The organism is uncultured Sphingosinicella sp., assembly GCF_963974575.1.
Taxonomy (GTDB): domain Bacteria; phylum Pseudomonadota; class Alphaproteobacteria; order Sphingomonadales; family Sphingomonadaceae; genus Sphingosinicella.
Genome location: NZ_CAXBBQ010000002.1, coordinates 56555 through 70940, shown reverse-complemented (window position 1 = coordinate 70940; position 14386 = coordinate 56555). Strand labels below are relative to the sequence as shown.

Annotated in this window: 19 protein-coding genes; 7 read left to right on the top strand and 12 right to left on the bottom strand. The window is 63.4% G+C overall.

What is annotated here, in order from left to right:
* Positions 1 to 36: 36 nt before the first annotated feature.
* The gene (locus tag AAC014_RS03475; RefSeq protein ID WP_339704128.1) at positions 37 to 843 is read right to left on the bottom strand and encodes a folate-binding protein; all 807 of its coding nucleotides are present in this window, start codon (positions 841 to 843) and stop codon (positions 37 to 39) included.
* A gap of 54 nt (positions 844 to 897) precedes the next feature.
* Between AAC014_RS03475 and AAC014_RS03470 the strand changes: the two genes are divergently transcribed.
* Together AAC014_RS03470 and AAC014_RS03465 are read left to right on the top strand one after the other, a co-directional pair.
* Positions 898 to 2226, top strand: a complete 1329-nt coding sequence (locus AAC014_RS03470) for a dihydroorotase (RefSeq protein WP_339704126.1) — start codon at positions 898 to 900, stop codon at positions 2224 to 2226.
* A 19-nt stretch (positions 2227 to 2245) separates the two neighbouring features.
* Complete coding sequence (locus AAC014_RS03465; protein ID WP_339704124.1) at positions 2246 to 3838, top strand: MFS transporter; 1593 nt, start codon at positions 2246 to 2248, stop codon at positions 3836 to 3838.
* 1 nt (position 3839) lies between these two features.
* Here AAC014_RS03465 and AAC014_RS03460 read toward each other — a convergent pair whose 3' ends face one another.
* Complete coding sequence (locus tag AAC014_RS03460; protein WP_339704122.1) at positions 3840 to 4715, bottom strand: dienelactone hydrolase family protein; 876 nt, start codon at positions 4713 to 4715, stop codon at positions 3840 to 3842.
* Between the two features lie 457 nt (positions 4716 to 5172).
* Here AAC014_RS03460 and AAC014_RS03455 point away from each other — a divergent pair, with 457 nt between their 5' ends.
* Together AAC014_RS03455 and AAC014_RS03450 are read left to right on the top strand one after the other, a co-directional pair.
* The gene (locus AAC014_RS03455; RefSeq protein WP_339704120.1) at positions 5173 to 5340 is read left to right on the top strand and encodes a hypothetical protein; all 168 of its coding nucleotides are present in this window, start codon (positions 5173 to 5175) and stop codon (positions 5338 to 5340) included.
* 50 nt (positions 5341 to 5390) lie between these two features.
* The gene (locus tag AAC014_RS03450; protein WP_339704118.1) at positions 5391 to 5765 is read left to right on the top strand and encodes a hypothetical protein; all 375 of its coding nucleotides are present in this window, start codon (positions 5391 to 5393) and stop codon (positions 5763 to 5765) included.
* On the opposite strand, the gene AAC014_RS03445 is transcribed toward AAC014_RS03450, so the two are convergent.
* Together AAC014_RS03445 and AAC014_RS03440 are read right to left on the bottom strand one after the other, a co-directional pair.
* Positions 5766 to 6311, bottom strand: coding sequence for a hypothetical protein (locus tag AAC014_RS03445; RefSeq protein ID WP_339704117.1), 546 nt, complete (start codon positions 6309 to 6311; stop codon positions 5766 to 5768). It abuts the gene before it with no gap.
* Positions 6312 to 6357: 46 nt separating this feature from the next.
* Positions 6358 to 6687 carry an antibiotic biosynthesis monooxygenase gene (locus AAC014_RS03440; RefSeq protein ID WP_339704115.1) on the bottom strand — a complete coding sequence of 110 codons (330 nt, stop codon included), beginning with the start codon at positions 6685 to 6687 and terminating at the stop codon, positions 6358 to 6360.
* A gap of 121 nt (positions 6688 to 6808) precedes the next feature.
* On the opposite strand from AAC014_RS03440, the gene AAC014_RS03435 reads away from it, so the two are divergent.
* Positions 6809 to 7375, top strand: coding sequence for a peroxiredoxin (locus AAC014_RS03435; protein WP_339704114.1), 567 nt, complete (start codon positions 6809 to 6811; stop codon positions 7373 to 7375).
* Positions 7376 to 7378: 3 nt separating this feature from the next.
* Here the strand turns inward: AAC014_RS03435 and AAC014_RS03430 are convergent, their stop codons facing one another.
* Positions 7379 to 7732, bottom strand: coding sequence for a DUF1428 family protein (locus tag AAC014_RS03430; protein ID WP_339705331.1), 354 nt, complete (start codon positions 7730 to 7732; stop codon positions 7379 to 7381).
* 126 nt (positions 7733 to 7858) lie between these two features.
* Between AAC014_RS03430 and AAC014_RS03425 the strand changes: the two genes are divergently transcribed.
* Positions 7859 to 8149: an alkylphosphonate utilization protein gene (locus AAC014_RS03425; RefSeq protein WP_339704112.1), complete on the top strand. Its 291-nt coding sequence runs from the start codon at positions 7859 to 7861 to the stop codon at positions 8147 to 8149.
* Here AAC014_RS03425 and AAC014_RS03420 read toward each other — a convergent pair.
* Together AAC014_RS03420 and AAC014_RS03415 are read right to left on the bottom strand one after the other, a co-directional pair.
* A complete protein-coding gene (locus AAC014_RS03420; RefSeq protein ID WP_339704110.1) occupies positions 8146 to 8886 on the bottom strand; it encodes a DUF72 domain-containing protein in 741 nt (246 codons plus the stop codon). The two genes, AAC014_RS03425 and AAC014_RS03420, sit on opposite strands and share 4 nt — an antisense overlap.
* Positions 8887 to 8890: 4 nt before the next feature.
* Positions 8891 to 9463 carry a 2'-5' RNA ligase family protein gene (locus tag AAC014_RS03415; RefSeq protein ID WP_339704108.1) on the bottom strand — a complete coding sequence of 191 codons (573 nt, stop codon included), beginning with the start codon at positions 9461 to 9463 and terminating at the stop codon, positions 8891 to 8893.
* Between the two features lie 190 nt (positions 9464 to 9653).
* Between AAC014_RS03415 and AAC014_RS03410 the strand changes: the two genes are divergently transcribed.
* Positions 9654 to 9776, top strand: coding sequence for a hypothetical protein (locus AAC014_RS03410; protein WP_293778774.1), 123 nt, complete (start codon positions 9654 to 9656; stop codon positions 9774 to 9776).
* Here the strand turns inward: AAC014_RS03410 and AAC014_RS03405 are convergent.
* From AAC014_RS03405 to thiC, 5 genes are all read right to left on the bottom strand, one after another.
* Positions 9766 to 10248, bottom strand: coding sequence for a DNA-deoxyinosine glycosylase (locus AAC014_RS03405; RefSeq protein WP_339704105.1), 483 nt, complete (start codon positions 10246 to 10248; stop codon positions 9766 to 9768). The two genes, AAC014_RS03410 and AAC014_RS03405, sit on opposite strands and share 11 nt — an antisense overlap.
* A 277-nt stretch (positions 10249 to 10525) precedes the next feature.
* Positions 10526 to 11038 (bottom strand): 2'-5' RNA ligase family protein, encoded by a 513-nt coding sequence (locus AAC014_RS03400; RefSeq protein ID WP_339704103.1) that lies wholly within the window; start codon positions 11036 to 11038, stop codon positions 10526 to 10528.
* Positions 11039 to 11330: 292 nt separating this feature from the next.
* Positions 11331 to 11888, bottom strand: coding sequence for a hypothetical protein (locus AAC014_RS03395; RefSeq protein WP_339704101.1), 558 nt, complete (start codon positions 11886 to 11888; stop codon positions 11331 to 11333).
* Positions 11889 to 11980: 92 nt separating this feature from the next.
* A complete protein-coding gene (locus AAC014_RS03390; RefSeq protein WP_339704099.1) occupies positions 11981 to 12397 on the bottom strand; it encodes a DUF5343 domain-containing protein in 417 nt (138 codons plus the stop codon).
* Positions 12398 to 12517: 120 nt separating this feature from the next.
* Complete coding sequence (thiC, locus tag AAC014_RS03385) at positions 12518 to 14377, bottom strand: phosphomethylpyrimidine synthase ThiC (protein ID WP_339704097.1); 1860 nt, start codon at positions 14375 to 14377, stop codon at positions 12518 to 12520.
* Between the last annotated feature and the right edge of the window lie 9 nt (positions 14378 to 14386).

Here is a 14386-nt window from a genome sequence, read left to right as displayed (position 1 = left end):
TGCGATCGTCGCGCATCCGCTGCGGCTTCTTCTTCGTCATTCTCGGTCCTCCCCCTCAGCCGGGCGCGGCAGCCATTCCGGCCATTCCACGCTGACCGGATGCCCGTCGAGCGTGAGCAGCGCGTCGGCATACTCCACGCGCAGATAGGCGATACCGTGCGCGCCTGCGAAGCTGCGCAGCGTGCCCGCCTCGCGGTCTCCGGCCATGATCGTGCGATTCTCGCCCACCGGGTCGGCCAGCATAACCGGCAGGAAGCGCTTGTTCACCTTGGCGCGCCAGTTCATACGCGCGGTGTTTTCCTGTCCGACGTAGCAGCCCTTCGAAAAACTCACCCCGTTCAGCTCGGCGGCGTTCGTTTCCAGCCACATGGTCTTGTCGATCTCAAAGTCGGGCGTGTCGGGCACGCCGAGCCCGATGCGCCATGTGTGCCAGTCCGCCGCGCTTGCATCCACCGAACCGCCCGCCGCGAGCCAGCGGTGGCCGAGCGCGGGGAGGCGGGGATCGTGGGGACGGGAGAGCGCGCGTTCCTTCCAGCCCGCGAAGACGCGAAGCTGCGAGGGCGCGATGTCGATGGCGCGGCGCAGCCGGTACATCCTCAGCTTCTTTGCAAGATCGTCGGCGCGGCTTTTGTGGACATCGATGAAGATGCCCGCCTCGCCGCCGTCGTAGAGGATCATGTCCGCTATATACTTGCCCTGGGCGGTGAGCAGCCCCGCCCACACCGGTGTTTCCGGCGTCAGCGCCGTTTCAGACACGTCGCTCGTAACAAGCCCGTTCAGGAACCCCCGCACGTCCTCGCCAGAGACCAGGAGCACGCTGCGATCATCAAGATATGCAATCATGAGAAGAAGCTAGGGACTGGTGCGCCACGTGCAAGGGGGTATAGCATCGCGTTCATGAGCCAGAGCTTCGATCTCGTCCTGAAGGGCGGCCACGTCTTCACGCCTGCGGGCCTTGTCCAGACCGATGTGGGGGTGCGCGGGCGTAGCATCGCGGCGCTCGGGTCTTTCGCGGATGCGGGCGAGGTGATCGACTGCACGGGCCTCACCGTCCTGCCCGGCGTCATCGATACGCAGGTCCACTTCCGCGAGCCCGGCCTTGAGCACAAGGAAGACCTCGAATCGGGAAGCCGCGCCGCCGTGATGGGCGGAGTGACGGGCGTGTTCGAAATGCCGAACACCAATCCGAATACCGATACTGCCGAAGCGCTCGCCGACAAGCTGGCACGCGCCAAGGGCCGCATGTGGTGCGAACATGCCTTCTACGTGGGCGCGACCGATGCGAACGCGGAAAAGCTCCGCGAGCTTGAAATGCTCCCCGGCGCGTGCGGCGTGAAGGTGTTCATGGGCGCCTCTACCGGCAGTTTGCTGGTGGAGGACGATGCCACGCTGCTCAAGGTGTTGAAATCGGGCCGCCGCCGCGTCGCCATCCATGCCGAGGACGAACCCCGGATGCAGGCGCGCAAGGATCTGCGCGTGGAGGGTGACCCCTCCAGCCATCCGGTCTGGCGCGACGACGAGTCGGCCATCCTCGCCACGCGCCGCGTGCTCGGCCTCGCGCGCGAGGCGAAGCGGCGCATTCATGTGCTGCATGTCACCACGCCCGCCGAACTGGAACTGCTAGCGCAGCACAAGGACATCGCGAGCTGCGAGGTGACGCCGCAGCACCTGACGCTGGCGGGGGAGGAGGCCTATCCGCGCCTCGGCACCTATGCGCAGATGAACCCGCCGATCCGTTCGGGCGCGCACCGCGACGGGCTGTGGCACTGGCTCCGGCAGGGCGTGCCCGATGTTTGGGGCTCCGACCACGCGCCGCACACCAAGGAAGAGAAGGCGAAGCCCTATCCGGCGAGCCCGAGCGGGATGCCCGGCGTGCAGACGCTACTGCCGCTGCTGCTCGATCATCTGGCGGCGGGGCGCGTGACGCTGGAGCGCGTCGTCGATCTTACGTCGGCGGGTGCCGTGCGCCTGTTTGGCCTCACCGCCAAGGGCCGTATCGCGCCGGGCTTCGACGCCGATTTCAGCATCGTCGATCTCAAGTCGCGCTGGACGATCGAGAACGACTGGCTGCAATCCAAGTGCGGCTGGTCGCCGTTCGAGGGCGTTACGCTCACCGGGCGCCCCGTCGGCACGATCATCCGCGGCCGCCGCGTGATGTGGGATGCGGGTCTCATCGGTGCCGCCATCGGCGAACCCTTCCGCTTCGACGAGACGCTGCGCACCTGAGAAAAACATTGGGGGGGACATGGGGACGGACGACCGCGCCGAAGAGGAATTCGACGTCAAACGCGACCGGCTGGTGATCCTCGCCTCGTCGCTTGGTACCGTCTTCGAATGGTATGATTTCTTTATCTACGGCACGCTCGCCGCGCTGCTCGGGCGCATGTTCTTTCAGGTGGAAAGCGAAACGCTCGCCTTCCTGCTCAGCCTTGCAACCTTTGCCGTAGGTTTCCTCGTCCGCCCGCTCGGTGCCGTGCTGTTCGGCTATCTCGGCGACAAGGTGGGGCGGAAATACACGTTCCTCGTGACGATCACCGTCATGGGCCTTGCCACCGCCGCGATTGGCCTGCTGCCGACCTATGCGCAGATCGGCGTTGCCGCGCCGCTGATCCTCGTCGGGCTTCGCTTCGCGCAGGGCCTCGCGCTCGGCGGCGAATATGGCGGCGCGGCAGTCTACGTGGCAGAGCACGCGCCCGCGCACCGGCGCGGGTTCTATACGAGCTGGATTCAGATCGCCGTGGTCGGCGGTTTCCTGCTGTCGATCATCGTCGTCGTCTCCACGACAGCGATTATCGGCAAGGAAGCCTTCGAGGCGTGGGGCTGGCGCATTCCGTTCCTTGCCTCGCTTATCCTGCTCGCGATCTCGATCTGGATTCGCATGAAGCTGAACGAGAGCCCCGTGTTCCGCGCGATGAAGGCGGCGGGGAAGACCGCAGCGAACCCCTTTGTCGAGAGCATCCGCGAGAAGGGCAATCTCGGCCGCATCCTTGTCGCGCTCTGCATCGCCGCGGGCTTCACGGTGATCTGGTACAACGCGCAGTTCTACACGCTCTATTTCCTGCAGGGCGCGGCGAGAGTGGCGGAGGCCGACGCGCGCCTCCTCGTCGGCGCCGCCGTCGTCCTCGGCGCGCCGAGCTTCATCTTCTTTGGCTGGCTCTCCGATAAGATCGGGCGCAAGCCTGTGATCCTTACCGGCTTCGCGCTTACGCTCGTGCTGTTGTTCCCGCTTTACTGGCTGATCTCGGCGGCGGCGAACCCGGCGCTGGAGCGCGCGATCACCGCGCACCCGGTCACCATCGTCACGCCCGAAGGGTGCCGCTACGATCCCTTCGCTGACGGCCAGCAGGGCGCCTGCGCCGAAACGCTGGAATGGTTCGCGGCGAACGGCGTCAACTATACGCGCGCGCCCGAGGATGTGGCGGAGGTCGAGGTCCGTGTCGCCGATGCGCGCATTCAGGGGTTTCGGCCCGAAGCCTTCCGCACGGCGCTCGGCGCGGCGGGCTATCCTGAAAGCTCGGACAGCGGCGAGCGGCAGGGATGGCTTGTCGTCCTCGCCGCGGCGGTGCTCACGCTGCTTACCGGCATGACCTATGGCCCGGCCGCCGCCATGCTCGTCGAGCTGTTTCCCGCGCGCATCCGCTATACGTCCATGTCGGTGCCCTACCACATCGGCACGGGCGTCTTCGGCGGGCTGCTGCCGCTCGTCTCGCAATATATCGTCGTATCCTCGGGCGCTGTGTTCGGCGGTCTCTGGTACACCTTCATCATCGTCACCGTCGCAATGCTGGTGACGTATTTCTACCTTCCAGAAACGCGCGGGCGCGACATCTCCGGCTGAGCTATTTCAGCTTTGCCTTGAACCAGCCGAGCGCCTCCCCCCAAGCGGCCTTTGCCGCCGCAGGGTCGTAGCTGGGGCGATAGTCGGCGAGGAAGCCGTGGTCGGCTTCGGGGTAGAGGATGATCTTCGAGGGCGACTTCGCCTTTTCGAGCGCGGCCTTCATCGCATCCACGTCGGCAACAGGGATGCCCTTGTCCTTGCCGCCGTAAAGCCCGAGCACCGGCGCCTTCAGCCGCGCGGCGATCTCGATGGGCTGGCTGGTAATGATCGGCGGTTTGTTCTCGCCCGTCAGCCGCCCGTACCACGCGACGCCCGCGTCCACGCGTGGGCTGCGGGCGGCGTAGAGCCACGTGATGCGTCCGCCCCAGCAGAAGCCGGTGATGCCGAGCTTTGAAGAATCGCCGCCGTCCGCCGCCGCGAATGCCGCAGCCCGATCGAGATCGTCCATCACGATCGCGTCGGGCACCTTCGAAACGATGCCCGAGATCAGTGTCTGGATGTCCGACTCCTTCGTGGCGTCGCCCCAGCGCGCGTAAAGATCGGGGGCGATTGCGTAATAGCCTGCGTGCGCGAGACGGCGGCAGATGTCCTTGATCCATTCGTGGACGCCGAAAATCTCGTGCACCACCAGGATCACCGGCGCGCGGCCGCTGCCTGCGGGTTTCACGCGGTAGGCGGGCATCTGGCCCTGCTGCACGGAGATCGAGAGCATCCGCTCGTCGAGACCCTTGAGATCGGTCTTGAGCGTGCTGGCGGCGACAGGCTGCACGGCGGCGGCGAACCCGGCGGCAAACGTGCCGCCAATGAGCACGCCCCGGCGCGAAAGGCCCGTCGAGGCCACCCAGTTTTGATTTTCGGGTAAACGGTCGGTCGTCATGGCGATGGCTCCCTCTTTTCACGTGCGAACGAAGGCGAGGGCGCCCTCAGCATATGGGGGATGGGCGCCCGAGGGCGACAATGCACCACCGGCATCTTTGTTGCCAGTGCGCCGCGGCAATGTGGGGAGCTTATAGGGCGGCCCCGGTATGAAACCGAGGCCGCCCGTTTTGGCAGCGTGACCCGTTTTTCAAGCACCGTTCTGTTCGCGGTCGGCACATCGGCGGGTGATCGCCGGTCGGAGCGGGTGAGATGGTCGTTGTTCTCGTTGTCGTATGCCGCGGTTCCGAATGCCGCCGAGGGTGGCCCCAGGGTCGGGGGGAGACAAAGCATGGACCATGCCAGATGACGGAAACGGCGCATTCCGGCGGCGAGCCGGACGGCCTACTTTCAAGGGTGTAAAGAACATCGACAGCCGCTATTCCTCACCCCCGCAATACGGTCAGTGGAGACGAGCAATGGCGGACACGCTGTCGGTCACGATTTCAACCGCAAAGGCAGGTATCGGCTTTGGCACGGCGCTCGCGATCACGATCTCCTGGAGCCTCCACAAATCCATCCTCTGGGCGATCGTTCACGGCTTCTTCTCGTGGCTCTATGTCCTCTATTATGTGCTGAAGCGCTGACGCGCGCGCCGAATTGCGCTATTCTCCCCGCGCGGTGGGAGGGCAATCCGATGGCGCGCAGGATATTGGGCACGATCGCAGGCATTGTTGTCGCCATGCTGGTCGTCGGCGTGATGGATTACGTGAGCCGGATGCTGGTGCCTGATGCGGCGTCAATGCCTGCGCAAGGTTTCGCGGCGGTGCCCATGACAGCGAAAGTCGTCATGGCACTGGGCTGGCTCCTCGCCACGCTGATCGGCGGCTTCATCGCCGTGCGGATCGCGCGCTGGGTGCCCGCGGTCTGGGTCGTCGCCGGGTTGATCATCGCCGCGTGTCTCTACAACGGCTTCACGATTCCGGGCGTGCCGTTCTGGATGCAGGTCGCGGGAGTGATCGCGCCGCTCCTCGGCGGCCTGATTGTCAGGGGCGTTGCCAAACCCGTCTGATCAGAGCTGACAGGTGCCCTCGCGCGTCTCGGGCGCCGCCCCTGCGCGATACCAGCGTGTCTTGCCGGGAAGTGCGGCGGCATCCTGATAGCAGACCTCGGCATTCGTTCCGGTGGAGTCGATCAGCACGGTCCACTGGTGGTCGCCGCAATTGTGCTGCTCGCACGCCCATGACATGACCTTGCCGTTTTTCATCTCGATCGGGGCTGAAGGCCCACCTTTTTCGCCCATCACCCATGCCAGAACCGTCTTGTCTGGAATGGCCTCGGCAACGGCGGCCTTCACTGTGGGATGATCAAAGAAGGCAAGGTCGTTCACCTTGTCGAACGGGTACTTGCCGGCGTACGCGGCCAGATCGGCTCCGGGTGCGCCGCCCTCCGCCGGTGCCGGCGAAGCGGTTTCGATGTCGGCTTCCGGCGTCGTGCCGCCTGCCGCCGCATCCACGCTGTTCGGGTCCGTGACATCCACCTTGGGCTGATCCGCCGGGGCTGCATTGTCGCAGGCCACGGCCACAAACCCGGCGAGCAGGATCACCAGCGTCCGCATTTCTCTTTCCCTCCCGTTCAGAACTCTTGCGCCATTATGGCAGTGATCAACCGGGCTTGTCATCCGCGCGGTCGAGCAGATCGTCAGTCACCTCCATCAGCAGCAGCGGATCGTCTGCCGCATCCTCAATCGCATCCACGAAAGCCGCGCGCGTTTCAGGGTCGTCGTACGTCATCTTGGCGTCATAGGCCCGGCGCCAGGTTGCTTCGTCGGGCCACTCGGCCACGCCGATGAAGCGGCCTTCCGAATCCCGGAGCAGCCGCGAACCGAGGCTGCCGTAGTGTTCGCGGATGAGTTCGGTGCCGCGTCGCCACGCCGCACGGAACTGCGCTTCCTTGCCGGGTTTCACTTTCCACCAATAGGCCGCCACGAACATCCTGCGCCTCCATATTTCAGTCTCATGCCGAATGAACGCACGGCGCACCGAAAAGCGCCTTGGAGCCTGGGTGATTTGGGCCTAGCCTGCGCGTCAAAGTTCCCCCTAGGAGGATTGCCCGATGCGTCTGTTCAGCCTTGCCGCCGCCACCATGGCCGCCACCATCGCCCTCGCCAGTCCCGCGCTTGCCGCGCTCGCGGTGGGGGCAACGGCCCCCGTGTTCACGACCAAGGCGGCGCTCGCGGGGAAGCCGTTCGATTTCGCGCTCGCTTCGGCGCTGAAGAAAGGCCCGGTCGTGCTCTATTTCTTCCCTGCGGCCTTCACGCCGGGCTGCACGGTCGAGGCCAATGCCTTTGCCGAAGCGACTGATGACTTCGCGAAAATGGGCGCCACGGTGATCGGCATGTCCAACGATCCGATCGAAAAGCTCAACGAATTCTCGGTGAAGGAATGCCGCAACAAGTTCGCGGTCGGCGTCGCGGACAAGGCGCTCATCGACAAATACGACGTGCCGCTGGCGATGATGCCCAGCCGTTCGAACCGCACGTCCTATGTGATCGCGCCCGATGGCAAGATCATCTTCGTGCATTCGGAAATGGCGCCCAAGGGCCATATCACAGGCACGTTGGCCGCAGTGAAATCGTGGCACGCCGCGCACGCGGGCGCGAAGGCCAAGGGCACAAAGTAGGCTTCAGAAGCTCAGGAACGTCTTGAATCCACCGTAGATCAGGCGCTTTCCGTCGAACGGGGCGTTCTCGTGGTCATGCTTCATGCGTTCGTCGGCGATGACCCTGGCGTTGATCGCATCCCGTGCCTCGCGTGACGGGTAAGTGATCCACGAAAACACCACGACCTCGCCGTCCTTTGCCTGCACCGCGCGAGGAAACGACGTCAACTCGCCGTACGGCACATCGTCGGCGACGCACTCGACATAGGAAAGCGCGCCATGGTCCATCCACACCGTGCCCGCCAGTTCGGCGAGCTTGCGGTAATCTTCCAGCCGATCCTGCGGCACAGCGAGCACGAAACCATCCACGTAAGTCATCGCCACTCTCTCTCCCTCCCCATGGTATGATTTAGCGGTATTTTCTTCCGTGTGCATTGCTCCATGCGGTGAAGCGGGGCAGGGAGGAAGGCGAACCGCCCTGGTGTGCGACGACAAGGAAGATGAATGGCCGACGAAGAATACGTGTACGACGAGGAAACCGGCGAGTGGATCAGCGCCGCTGAAGCTGCCGCGCGGTCCGTGGTGGAAGTGCGCGACGCGGCGGGCAACCTGCTCGCGGACGGGGACAGCGTGACGCTCATCAAGGATCTGAAGGTGAAGGGCGCGGGGCAGACGCTGAAGGTCGGCACGGTGATCAAATCCATCCGCCTCACTGGCGACCCACAGGAAATTGACTGCCGGTTCGAGGGTATCAAAGGCCTCGTCCTGCGCGCAGAGTTCGTGAAAAAGCGCTAAAGCCGCGCGATCAGCGCTTGGGCCGCTGCGGGCGCGCGGAGCTTGGCGCCGTTGATCATGAACACGAACGTGTCGCCACGCTTCGCCCAGCCGCGCGCCTTGGCGGCCCAATCATCGAGCGCGGCGGGGGTGTAGCCGGTGGGCACGTCCTCCTCTGCGCGCTGCAGGCGGGCGTAGGCGAAATCGGCGGTGGCCTCGTCGATCGTCGGGTAGCCGGCCTTGTCGGCGTAGACGATCGCCGCGCCTGCATCCTTCGCGAGGCGCACGAACGCGGCATCCTCGAAGCTCGCATGGCGGACCTCCAGCGCATGGCGCAGGGGGCGCGACCCGATCTTCGCGGGCAGCAGCTTCAGGAAACCCGCGAAGTCTTCCGCGTCGAACGCCTTGGTGTGCGGGAACTGCCAGAGGATAGGGCCGAGCTTCTCTTCGAGCGCGTCAAGACCTTGCCCCAGAAACTTCGCGACCGACTCCGCGCCGTCGCCCAGCTTTTTGCGGACCGTGGTAAAGCGCGACGCCTTCACGCTGAACAGGAAGCCTTCGGGCGCGGCCTCTGCCCACTTCGCGAAACTCGCAGGCTTGAAGCTGCTGTAAAAGGTGCCGTTGATCTCGATCGCGCCGAGCCGTGCGGCGGCATATTCAAGCTCCCGCGCCTGCGCGAGGCCCTGCGGGTAGAACGTCCCGCGCCACGGCGCGTAGGTCCAGCCGCCAATGCCGACGCGTATCCGTCCCCCGCTCACAGGCTCACGCGGCCCAGGCGAATGGCAGCGGAAGTTGCACCTTCTCCGTAACCTCGCCGAGCGACCACGATCCGTGCGTAACGTGGCGCCCCGCGCCGACATGGCTTTCGATGAGCACAAGCTCGTCCGCGCGCCAGCTGATCGGATCGACCGCCTCCGTCCCTGTGCGCCACTGGTGGCCGTGCGCGAGGGTCATGTGCGGGGGCGACGCCGGTACGTCTGCCGCGACACCCGCCTCGGCAAGGCGCTGCACGAGATCGTGCCGGAAGCTCTCGATGAACGTCAGCGGCTCCGATGCGGTGAGCAGCGCGCGGTCGTTCGCGCGCACCAGCTGATCGAGTACGGGGCGTTGCGCGGGGAGAGCGACGTCGTGCAGCGCCTCGCCGATGCGTTCAACGAGCCGCGGCTGCGGCGTTTCATAGGTGCCGCCGATCATCGCGAGCGTGATGTGCAGCCGCTCGGCGGGGAGCCGGGTTCCGGCGAGCCGGTAGACCGGCCCCATCAGCCCGAGCGTGGTCGCGAGCAGCGACGGCGGCCGCAGCGCGAGGAAATAGCGATGGAAAACGACGTTTTGCATGACACGCCTCTCATCCGTTCCGTCGAACCTGCATTCTGTTCCTTAAATAGAACAAAAGAGGAACGACTACAACCCCGTCAATACAACGCACGAAGCGCCATCCGGTTCTGCCGATTTCCGGCGCATCCGTAGGTGAATACGGCTAAGGACGGCTGCGGAGCATCCGCTCCGGCGAAACAAGGATACGGCAATGGCCAAGGGTCAGATGAAGTCGAACAAGGAAGCCCGCAAACCCAAGGCGGAAAAGCCCAAGAAGACCAACGTCTCGCAGCCATCGAACAAGCCGGGCGGGCTCGTTACGCTCAAGAGCTGAGCGGCGGCGCGAGACACGCGCGCAGGCGCATCCAGTCCGCCTGTTTTACCGCCGCGCGCACGGCGCAGGCGCCGCTGCTCGATAGCAGCGTCAGCACGCGCCAGCGCGCCGCGTCCTCACCCAGCTGGCGCAGCCCGATCCGCTCGGCGGTGCGTCCGTTGAAGGCGATCGTCTCCAGCGCCGGCAGCGCGTCCGCCATCGCGGCGAGGTCGCGCGCGGCGGGATCGCGAATGGCGCTGTCGAGGCTTCCCGAACGCTGCGCGTGCGCGATCACGTCCCACAGCCCGATACCACGCGCCAGCAGCGCCTCCAGCCGCGCCGCATAGGACAGCGCGGGAAGGTCCACACCCGTCACCGCACCCATCAGCCGCCAGAAGCCGTTTCCCGGATTGGCGTAATATTCCTGCGCCGCGAGCGACGCTCGCCCCGGCAGGCTGCCGAGCACAAGCAGCCGCGTCCGTGCATCCGCCACGGGCGGGAAAGCGTGATCGCGGGCAGGGGAGGGTGTCAGGTGGTTGGCGGTTTTTCCCATGGCCTCAGAATAGATCGGGGCAGCGACACTGCCGTTCAAGCCTCTGAGGTGCGGCAGCAGCCCCGGCATTGTGCGATGGTAAGCTTCAGCGTGTTATAAGCGCGCGCCATTCCGCCCGGGATTCCTCTTTTAACGATAGGCCGTTCTGCTCATGCTCGTACCGGCGATGGGAGCGACCATCAGAGCTGGCGTGGGGGTGCAAACGGACCCGTAGCTTTCAGGGTGCGCCCCCGCGGAGCCACCACCGGCCGTGTTCGACATGGGTGGTCTTGCCGACGATGCTTTCCATCAGGATGATTTCGTCGACCGTCCAGCCGATCGGCGGCATCTTCTGGGCGTTCAGGCGGTCGCCGCGATAGTTGATCGTGATGTGTGGTTCGGGGGTGGTGCCGTCCATGATCGGCGCCTTTTCGCGCAGTAGATGGTCGACCAACGCCTTCTGGAACGTCCGCGCCTCGGCCAGCGGATCGCGCGTGCGCAGCGTCACCGCCTTGCGGTTCTCGATCCGGTCGAAGTAGAGCGGAAAGGGCGCCGCGGCGAAGCTGTCCAGCGCGGCGATGGTCGCGGGCAGCCACTCCGGCGGTGCATAATGCAGGTCGTAGAGCGAGATGAGCGTGACATGGAGCAGGTCGGGGCCGCGCCCGGGGTCGTTGCGCGGCAACGCGGCGATCGCCGCCTGCACCTCCGGCGGCGGCTTGGCCATGACGTAGAGCGGGTTCCGGGCGCGCATGGGTGGGAGCGTAGCATGGTGTGGGGGTTTGAGAGTTAGCCTATCCCATTCTCCAAGCGTAAGGCTCTTGCTGTTTGGCTATCAAATGCCGAATTCTCGTAAAGGGACGAGTGCGATTTATCGAGCAGCTTTATAACGGGCATGTTGTCCAATAGGGCCCATTCTTCTATTAACGGTTTGAATGCGGCCCCACTCGGGGAAAGGCCGTTATAAAATAATAACAAGAGCTCTTGATCAGATAGCTGAGCTCTCAATAGATTCATGTAGAGATCTGATCCCATCTCCGAGTTTTTTACGAATAGAACAAGCCTGAATAGATATCTGTAATAGTGTCCGAGCTCTGGCTGATGATCTCTCCAGAAATTCGTATAAGCTCTGGGAAGCATGTTGTTGACAGAAGTTGTTTTCTTTTTTCTTCATCGCGAAACAGTTTAGTTAGTCTAGTGTAGAACGTAGAAAAGCAATCTCTTCCATACTGATTAGGCTTTCCTGATGATGCAAGGTCAATAGAATTCACTATGTCATTGTGTATGGATAGCATCTGAAAAAACGTATTTTCAAAATTTTGCTTGTGCAAGGATTCTATTTGCCTTTCTAGGGCGTCGGCTGATCTAGAAAGTTCTTTTCTACTTAATCCTAGCTCTTCGTGCTGAAGCCACACGGTTACGAGAACGGCTATAAATGTTAGGAAGGTTAGAAGAGGGTTTGCGACGCCGCCAAAGAAGTCTCCCCAGGTTCCCAGCGATTTAAAGGTTTCCGGCAGGATTATGCCGGCAATCGCCAGCAACAGAATAAAGCCCAGTGAAATGCCGAAGAGCCATTTTACGCCCTTCTTTATTGCTTTGTCCATTATTCCCCCATCGACCTGAACCAATGTCGCAAACTCAAATGAAGTCGAAGTACTTCGTCCTCAGCCAATGGCTTGCAATGAGCGATCGGCCCTCAATCTGCAAGGGATTTGCATGACTTAAATGTGGCGGCGATCTTTTGAACGGTGGAAGATGCCTTGTCCTTTCCAGTCATTTCGACAAGCAAGTTCCGGAGCTTCTCGTCAGAGAGGTCTTGAGCGTATTCGTTTCGGTCAAAGATTTCTTTGAAACCGATCCTCATAGCCTTTGCCATAGCGGGCCCGGCAGTATCCGGGTTTCGAAATTGCTTGTAAATGGCGGTCGGGCGTCCGTCCGGCTCGAGGAAGCCCATCCGCTTTAGGAAAGGAATAAATGTCTTGGCTTGGCCGCTGCCATAGCCAAGAACTATTTCTTGGAAGTTTTGCGTATATCTGTCTTCAGGCTCTTTGGCTTCCTGAATTCTAGAAAATATCTTTGGGATAAGCCCAGTCGAAACCATGAAGGGTGGCATTGTGCTTCTGCTCCTCCGAAATGTAGCAGGAGCGTAGCGCCAAATTCTCGTTCATCAAGTCGAGACTGTTCCATTTGTAATCATCAACAACTTGGCCTTTTGTGAGGCGAGTTGGGGGTGTCAATCATGCTCCCGATCACCCGCGCCCATATAGAGCTCGCGGCCAGTATCCTCATAGACCTGGCTCATTTCCGCCATGCCCTTTTCGGCTTCTTCTGCTGCGATGAAGCCCGCGCTTTCCTGATTTTGAAGCTTCGCGAAGTCACGGACTTCCTGGCTGATCTTCATGGAGCAGAACTTCGGGCCGCACATGCTGCAGAAATGCGCCGACTTGGCGCCTTCCGCCGGGAGCGTCTGGTCGTGGTATTGCTCCGCCGTGTCGGGATCGAGCGACAGGTTGAACTGGTCGCGCCAGCGGAACTCGAAGCGGGCCTTTGACAGCGCATCGTCACGGACCTGTGCGGCGGGGTGGCCTTTGGCAAGGTCGGCGGCGTGGGCGGCGAGCTTGTAGGTGACGACGCCGACCTTCACGTCGTCCCGGTCGGGCAAGCCGAGGTGCTCCTTCGGCGTCACGTAGCAAAGCATCGCGGTGCCGTACCAGCCGATCTGCGCGGCGCCGATGGCGCTGGTGATATGGTCGTAGCCGGGCGCGATGTCTGTGGTGAGCGGCCCGAGCGTGTAGAAGGGGGCTTCGCCGCAGGCTTCGAGCTGCTTCTCCATATTCTCCTTGATCTTGTGCATCGGCACGTGGCCGGGGCCTTCGATCATCACCTGCACATCCTGCGCCCACGCGCGCTTGGTCAGTTCGCCGAGCGTGTAGAGCTCGGCGAACTGCGCCTCGTCGTTCGCGTCGTAGATGCTGCCGGGGCGCAGGCCGTCGCCGAGGGAGTAGGCGACGTCATACGCCTTCATGATCTCGGTAATCTCGTCGAAGCGTTCGTAGAGGAACGATTCCTTGTGATGCGCGAGGCACCATTTCGCCATGATGCTGCCGCCGCGCGACACGATGCCGGTCATACGCTTGGCGGCGAGGGGGACGTAGGGCAGGCGCACGCCCGCGTGGATGGTGAAATAGTCGACGCCCTGTTCGGCCTGCTCGATCAGCGTGTCGCGGAAGATCTCCCACGTCAGGTCTTCGGCGATGCCGCCGACCTTTTCGAGCGCCTGATAGATCGGCACGGTGCCGATGGGGACGGGGCTGTTGCGGATGATCCATTCGCGCGTGTCGTGGATGTTGCGGCCCGTCGAAAGGTCCATCACCGTGTCCGCGCCCCAGCGGATCGACCAGACCATCTTGTCCACCTCGTTCGCCACATTGCTGGCGACGGCGGAGTTGCCGATGTTGGCGTTGATCTTCACCAGGAAGTTGCGGCCGATGGCCATCGGCTCCGATTCCGGGTGGTTGATGTTGTTCGGGATGATGGCGCGGCCGCGCGCGATCTCGTCGCGCACGAACTCGGGGGTGACGTAATCGGGGATGGCGGCGCCGAAGTCCTGCCCGTCGCGGACGTAGTCCTTCAGGCGCGCGCGGCCGAGGTTTTCGCGCTCGGCGACATATTCCATCTCGGGCGTGATGATGCCGCGCCGGGCATAGTGCATCTGGCTGACGTTCATGCCCGCCTTGGCGCGAAGCGGCCGTTTGATGACGTTGGGGAAGGGCTGCACGCCGCCGGAGCGGTCCGGGCCGAGCTGGCCGTTGTCTTCGGGGCGGAGTTCGCGGGCGTCGTAGCTTTCCACGTCGCCGCGCCCGACGATCCAGTCGCGGCGGATCGCGGGGAGGCCGGCGTTGATCTCGATGCGGGCGCTGGGATCGGTGTAGGGGCCGGAGGTGTCGTAGACGCGCACGGACGGCTCGCCCGAGGTCGGCTCGAGGTCGATCTCACGCATCGCGACCTTGTGGGGGCCGACGTAGATCTTGCGGCTGCCCCGGATGGGTCCGGTGGTGACGCCGATTTCGGTGCGGGCGGGGATGTCGGCCATATGTCGTGC

Bases quoted from the DNA above. Each gene is read 5' to 3' on its own strand.
- AAC014_RS03475 (WP_339704128.1), bottom strand. From the start codon at position 843: ATGATTGCATATCTTGATGATCGCAGCGTGCTCCTGGTCTCTGGCGAG.
- AAC014_RS03470 (WP_339704126.1), top strand. From the start codon at position 898: ATGAGCCAGAGCTTCGATCTCGTCCTGAAGGGCGGCCACGTCTTCACG.
- AAC014_RS03465 (WP_339704124.1), top strand. From the start codon at position 2,246: ATGGGGACGGACGACCGCGCCGAAGAGGAATTCGACGTCAAACGCGAC.
- AAC014_RS03460 (WP_339704122.1), bottom strand. From the start codon at position 4,715: ATGACGACCGACCGTTTACCCGAAAATCAAAACTGGGTGGCCTCGACG.
- AAC014_RS03455 (WP_339704120.1), top strand. From the start codon at position 5,173: ATGGCGGACACGCTGTCGGTCACGATTTCAACCGCAAAGGCAGGTATC.
- AAC014_RS03450 (WP_339704118.1), top strand. From the start codon at position 5,391: ATGGCGCGCAGGATATTGGGCACGATCGCAGGCATTGTTGTCGCCATG.
- AAC014_RS03445 (WP_339704117.1), bottom strand. From the start codon at position 6,311: ATGCGGACGCTGGTGATCCTGCTCGCCGGGTTTGTGGCCGTGGCCTGC.
- AAC014_RS03440 (WP_339704115.1), bottom strand. From the start codon at position 6,687: ATGTTCGTGGCGGCCTATTGGTGGAAAGTGAAACCCGGCAAGGAAGCG.
- AAC014_RS03435 (WP_339704114.1), top strand. From the start codon at position 6,809: ATGCGTCTGTTCAGCCTTGCCGCCGCCACCATGGCCGCCACCATCGCC.
- AAC014_RS03430 (WP_339705331.1), bottom strand. From the start codon at position 7,732: ATGACTTACGTGGATGGTTTCGTGCTCGCTGTGCCGCAGGATCGGCTG.
- AAC014_RS03425 (WP_339704112.1), top strand. From the start codon at position 7,859: ATGGCCGACGAAGAATACGTGTACGACGAGGAAACCGGCGAGTGGATC.
- AAC014_RS03415 (WP_339704108.1), bottom strand. From the start codon at position 9,463: ATGCAAAACGTCGTTTTCCATCGCTATTTCCTCGCGCTGCGGCCGCCG.
- AAC014_RS03410 (WP_293778774.1), top strand. From the start codon at position 9,654: ATGGCCAAGGGTCAGATGAAGTCGAACAAGGAAGCCCGCAAACCCAAG.
- AAC014_RS03400 (WP_339704103.1), bottom strand. From the start codon at position 11,038: ATGCGCGCCCGGAACCCGCTCTACGTCATGGCCAAGCCGCCGCCGGAG.
- AAC014_RS03395 (WP_339704101.1), bottom strand. From the start codon at position 11,888: ATGGACAAAGCAATAAAGAAGGGCGTAAAATGGCTCTTCGGCATTTCA.
- AAC014_RS03390 (WP_339704099.1), bottom strand. From the start codon at position 12,397: ATGCCACCCTTCATGGTTTCGACTGGGCTTATCCCAAAGATATTTTCT.
- thiC (WP_339704097.1), bottom strand. From the start codon at position 14,377: ATGGCCGACATCCCCGCCCGCACCGAAATCGGCGTCACCACCGGACCC.